The organism is Sphingopyxis sp., assembly GCF_036402335.1.
Classification (GTDB): domain Bacteria; phylum Pseudomonadota; class Alphaproteobacteria; order Sphingomonadales; family Sphingomonadaceae; genus Sphingopyxis.
On record NZ_DASWTD010000410.1, the window covers coordinates 1 to 5,390 of the forward strand.

General features: G+C 65.1%; 5 protein-coding genes. 2 read left to right on the plus strand and 3 right to left on the minus strand.

Features of this window, described 5'->3' with window-relative positions; translation table 11 throughout:
* The 3 genes from VGD20_RS13235 to typA all read right to left on the minus strand — a co-directional run.
* A partial coding sequence (locus VGD20_RS13235) for a pseudouridine synthase (protein WP_331134899.1) occupies nucleotides 1-262 on the minus strand: 262 nt, incomplete at its 3' end.
* Nucleotides 259-1,872 carry an NAD(P)/FAD-dependent oxidoreductase gene (locus VGD20_RS13240; RefSeq protein WP_331134900.1) on the minus strand — a complete coding sequence of 538 codons (1,614 nt, stop codon included), beginning with the start codon at nucleotides 1,870-1,872 and terminating at the stop codon, nucleotides 259-261. The genes VGD20_RS13240 and VGD20_RS13235, both read right to left, overlap by 4 nt.
* Nucleotides 1,873-1,958: 86 nt before the next feature.
* Nucleotides 1,959-3,791 (minus strand): translational GTPase TypA, encoded by a 1,833-nt coding sequence (gene typA, locus VGD20_RS13245; protein WP_331134901.1) that lies wholly within the window; start codon nucleotides 3,789-3,791, stop codon nucleotides 1,959-1,961.
* A 176-nt stretch (nucleotides 3,792-3,967) separates the two neighbouring features.
* On the opposite strand from typA, the gene VGD20_RS13250 reads away from it, so the two are divergent.
* Together VGD20_RS13250 and VGD20_RS13255 are read left to right on the plus strand one after the other, a co-directional pair.
* Nucleotides 3,968-4,603: a GbsR/MarR family transcriptional regulator gene (locus tag VGD20_RS13250; RefSeq protein WP_331134902.1), complete on the plus strand. Its 636-nt coding sequence runs from the start codon at nucleotides 3,968-3,970 to the stop codon at nucleotides 4,601-4,603.
* Nucleotides 4,590-5,390 (plus strand): cytochrome ubiquinol oxidase subunit I (locus VGD20_RS13255; protein WP_331134903.1); only part of this gene is annotated, 801 nt, incomplete at its 3' end. The genes VGD20_RS13250 and VGD20_RS13255, both read left to right, overlap by 14 nt.

A 5,390-nucleotide genomic window follows, 5' to 3' on the forward strand; every position in this document is an offset into this window, starting at 1 on the left:
CCAGCGCGGCGGGGTCGGGCTCGCCCTCGACCTGCGCGAGGTAGGTTTTGGGCGCCTTGTGCTTCGGCGACGCAATGCGCGCCTGCAGCGCGCCGTCGTCGGTCAGGATCAGCAGGCCCTCACTATCGCGATCGAGCCGCCCCGCCGGATAGACGCCGGGGACGTCGATAAAATCGGACAGCGTCGCGCGCGCCTCGGGCATGCTGCGGTCGGTGAACTGGCTGAGCACGCCCCACGGCTTGTTGAACAGGATCAGCGTCATGGCATCAGGCTCCGCGCGACCGCCTTGGCGACCTTGATGCCGTCGACAGCCGCCGTCAATATGCCCCCGGCATAGCCCGCGCCCTCACCCGCGGGGAACAGCCCGGCGGTGTTCAAGCTCTGGAAATCCTCGCCGCGGGTGAAGCGCACCGGCGACGAGGTGCGCGTCTCGACCCCCGTCATCACCACGTCGGGATGATCATATCCCGCGATCTGGCGCCCGAACACCGGGATCGCCTCGCGCATCGCCTCGACCGCGAACGCGGGCAGGCACGCCGCAAGGTCGGTCGGCGTGACGCCCGGCCGATAGGAGGGGATGACGCTGCCGAGCGATGTCGACGGGCGCCCTTTCAGGAAATCGCCGACACGCTGCGCGGGCGCGCGATAGTTCGATCCGCCCGCGACGAAGGCGAGCGATTCCCAGTGCCGCTGGAAGGCGATGCCCGCGAGCGGGTCGCCGGGATAGTCGCGCGCGGGATCGATCGCGACGACGAAGCCCGAGTTGGCGTTGCGTTCGTTGCGCGAATATTGGCTCATGCCGTTGGTCGCGACGCGGCCTTCCTCGGACGTCGCTGCGACGACCGTGCCGCCGGGGCACATGCAGAAGCTGTAGACGGTGCGGCCATTCTTGCAGTGGTGCGAGATATGATATTCGGCAGCGCCCAATATGGGATTGCCCGCATCGGCGCCGAAGCGCGAGGCGTCGATCCACGATTGCGGATGCTCGATACGCACCCCGATCGAAAAGGGCTTCGCTTCGACATGCACCCCCGCCGCCTGCAGCATCGCGAAGGTGTCGCGCGCGCTGTGCCCGATCGCCATGACGACGCGGTCGGCCTCGATATACTCACCATTGGCAAGGTGCACGCCCTGCACCCGGCGCGCGCCCGCGCCGTCGGTCACGATGTCGAGCCCGTCGACCTTGTGCTGCCAGCGATATTCGCCGCCCAGCCCCTCGATCGTCTCGCGCAGGCTTTCGACCATCGTCACCAGCCGGAAGGTGCCAATATGCGGGTGCGCCTCGGTCAATATTTCGGGCGGCGCGCCCGCCTTGACGAATTCGGTGAGCACCTTGCGGTCGAGGTGCCGCGGATCCTTGATCCGGCTGTAGAGCTTGCCGTCCGAGAAAGTTCCCGCGCCGCCCTCGCCGAACTGGACGTTCGATTCGGGGTGGAGCACGCTGCGCCGCCACAGGTCCCATGTATCCTTGGTGCGCTCGCGCACAACCTTGCCGCGGTCGAGGATGATCGGGCGAAACCCCATTTGCGCAAGGATCAGCCCGACGAACAATCCGCACGGCCCCGCACCGACAACGACCGGCCGCTTGATCCCCTTCGGTGCCTGCGTGATGAATTTATATGCGGTGTTCGGGGTCTGCTGGACATTGCGGTCCTTGCGGAAGCGCGCGAGCACGGCGCCCTCGTCCTTCACATTGACGTCAACCGAATAGATCAGCTTGATGTTCGCCTTGTCGCGCGCATCGTTCGCGCGGCGCGCGACGACGTGGCGGATCAGCTCGCGCGGCGAAATGCGCAGCCGCTTGCAGATCGCGGCGGGCAGATCCTCGGGCGCGTGGTGCAGAGGCAATGTCAGTTCGGTCAGGCGAAGCATCGCCCGCCTTTAAGGCGCATCCGGTTCCGGGGAAACGCTATTCCAAAAGAAAGGGGCGGTCATCGCTGGCCGCCCCCTCTTGATCCTTACGCCGCTTCCTTCTTCCGCGACGCTTTCTTGCGCTCGTGCGGATCGAGCAGCGCCTTGCGGATGCGGATATTCTTCGGGGTCACCTCGACCATCTCGTCGTCGTCGATGTAAGCGATCGCCTGTTCGAGCGTCATGCGGCGCGGCGGGGTCAGGCGGATCGCGTCGTCCTTGCCCGTCGAACGGAAGTTCGTAAGCTGCTTCGACTTCATCGGGTTGACTTCGAGGTCGTCGGGCTTGGCATTCTCGCCGATGATCATGCCCTCATAGAGCGCCTCGCCGGGCGAAACGAAAAGGATGCCGCGCTCTTCCAAGGGGCCAAGCGCATAGGCGACGGCTTCGCCATTGCCGTTCGAAATGAGGACGCCGTTCTTGCGGCCTTCGATCGGGCCCTTGTGCGGGCCATATTTCTCGAACAGGCGGTTCATGATCCCGGTGCCGCGCGTGTCGGACAGGAATTCGCCATGATAGCCGATCAGGCCTCGCGACGGGCCGCTGAAGGTGATGCGCGTCTTGCCGCCACCCGACGGACGCATGTCGGTGAGGTCGGCTTTGCGGATCTGCATCTTCTCGACGACCGTGCCGCTATGTTCGTCGTCGACGTCGATGACGACGGTTTCATAGGGTTCGGTGCGTTTGCCGGCTTCGTCTTCGCCGAACAGCACCTTCGGACGGCTGATGCCGAGTTCGAAGCCTTCGCGGCGCATCGTTTCGATGAGCACGCCGAGCTGGAGCTCGCCGCGGCCCGCGACGTCGAAGCTGTCCTTGTCGGCGCTTTCGGTGATGCGGATCGCGACGTTGGTTTCGGCTTCGCGCAGCAGGCGGTCGCGGATCATGCGGCTCGTGACCTTGCTGCCCTCGCGGCCCGCCATCGGGCTGTCGTTGACGGCGAAGCGCATCGACAGCGTCGGCGGGTCGATCGGCTGCGCAGCGATCGGTTCGCTGACGCTCGTGTCGGCGATCGTGTTCGCGACGGTCGCGTTGGTCAGGCCCGCGATCGCGACGATGTCGCCCGCTTTCGCTTCCTCGACGGGAACACGGTCGAGCCCGCGGAACGCCAGCAGCTTCGACGCGCGGCCGGTCTCGATGACCTTGCCGTCCATGTCGAGCGCATGGATCGCCTGGTTGACCTTGACCGTGCCCGACTGGACGCGGCCGGTCAGGATACGGCCGATGAAATTGTCGCGGTCGAGCAAAGTCGCGAGGAAAGTGAAGGGCGCGTCTTCGGGCAGGCCCGGCGTGGGCACGTGCGACACGATCGTCTTGAACAGCGGCTCGAGCGTGCCTTCGCGCGCGTCGGGGCTTTCGGAGGCATAGCCGCCGCGGCCCGAGGCGTAGAGGATCGGGAAGTCGAGCTGTTCGTCATTGGCTTCGAGCGCGAGGAAAAGCTCGAACACTTCGTCGAGCACTTCGGCGGCGCGCGCGTCGCTGCGGTCGATCTTGTTGACGACGACGATCGGCTTCAGGCCGAGCGCGAGCGCCTTGCCGGTCACGAACTTGGTCTGCGGCATCGGGCCTTCGGCGGCGTCGACGAGCAGGATGACGCCGTCAACCATGCTCAGGATGCGCTCGACCTCGCCGCCGAAGTCGGCGTGGCCCGGGGTGTCGACGATGTTGATCCGCGTCTGGTCGGCGCCTTCGCCCCATTCGACGCTGGTGCACTTCGCAAGGATGGTGATCCCGCGTTCCTTTTCGAGATCGTTCGAATCCATCGCGCGCTCTTCGACGCGCTGGTTGTCGCGGAACGTGCCCGACTGGCGGAACAGCTGGTCGACGAGGGTGGTCTTGCCATGATCGACGTGCGCGATGATGGCGATATTGCGCAAAGACATGCGGAAGAAGCCTTGATGGAAGGGGGCAGCGCCCGGAGCGCCGCGAAACGCCGCGCCCCTAACAGAAGTGGTGCTGCGGCGCAACATGATTGGCGAAGATGCCGCATGGCGCACCAGCGCCGTCATTAGTTTCAATAATTATTGAAACTTTAGAAATGAAGATGTATCTGGAGGCCATGGATATGTCCCCGACCTCCGAGTCTCCAGCGCTCTCTCCATCTCCGCCGTGCCGGCTCTCCCCGCTTGCGCAGGCGTTCGTCCTGCATTTCGGCGAGATGGGGAGTCGCTGGGGAATCAACCGCACGGTCGGGCAGATTTATGCAATGCTATTCCTCGCCGACCTGCCGCGCCACGCCGAGGAAATCAGCGAGGCGCTGAGCCTGTCGCGCGGCAGCGTGTCGATGGGGCTCAAGGAACTGGCGAGCTGGAACCTCGTCCAGCTGCGCCACCTGCCCGGCGACCGGCGCGACTATTACGAGACCCCGCGCGACGTCTGGGCGATCTTCCGCACCCTCGTCGAGGAACGCAAGAAGCGCGAGATCGACCCGACGCTGACGACGCTGCGTACGCTGCTCATGGAACCCGCGACCGACGCCGCCGACCGCTTCGCACAGCAACGCATCGCCGCGATGCACGAACAGATCGAGCTGCTCACCGACTGGTACGCCGAAATGCAGCGGCTCGACAACGAGCGCCTGCTCCAGCTTCTCCGATTGGGGTCGCGTGTGGTAAAGGCGCTGGAGTTCAAGGACCGGATGCTTGGCCGTGGGAAAGGCCAGAGCCTGACGGAGGCTGATAATGGACGCAATTGACCCCCTGATCCTCGCGCGCATCCAGTTTGCGGCGAACATCAGTTTCCACATCCTGTTCCCGGTGATCACGATCGCGCTCGGCTGGGCGCTGCTCGGCTTCAAGCTCGCTTATAACCGCACGAAAGACGGCGCGTGGATGGACGCCTATCGCCTGTGGGTGAAGGTCTTTGCATTGAGCTTTGCGATGGGGGTCGTCTCGGGCATCACGATGAGTTTCCAGTTCGGTACCAACTGGCCGGGCTATATGGAAAAGGTCGGCAATGTCGCAGGGCCGCTGCTCGCCTATGAGGTGCTCACCGCCTTTTTCCTCGAGGCGGTGTTCCTCGGCATCATGCTCTTCGGCTTCAGCCGCGTCCCCAACTGGGTGCACACGATGGCGACCCTGCTGGTGGCGGGCGGCACGACGCTCTCGGCCTTCTGGATCATCGCGCTCAACAGCTGGATGCAGACCCCGGTCGGATACGAGATACGCGACGGCGTTGTCCACGCCACCGACTGGTGGGCGATCATCTTCAACCCGTCGATGCCGTACCGGCTGGCGCACATGCTGCTCGCATCGGCGCTAACCGTCGCCTTCCTGATCGCGGGGATGAGCGCGTGGCGCTGGCTGAAGGACGGCGGCGGCGAGGGTGTCCGGCGCACCTTGAAAGCCGCGGTCTATGCCGCGGCGCTGCTGATCCCGGTGCAGATTTTGGTCGGCGACCAGCACGGGCTCAACACGCAGGAGCACCAGCCCGCCAAGATCGCCGCGATGGAGGCCAATTGGGAGACGCAGGCGCACGCGCCG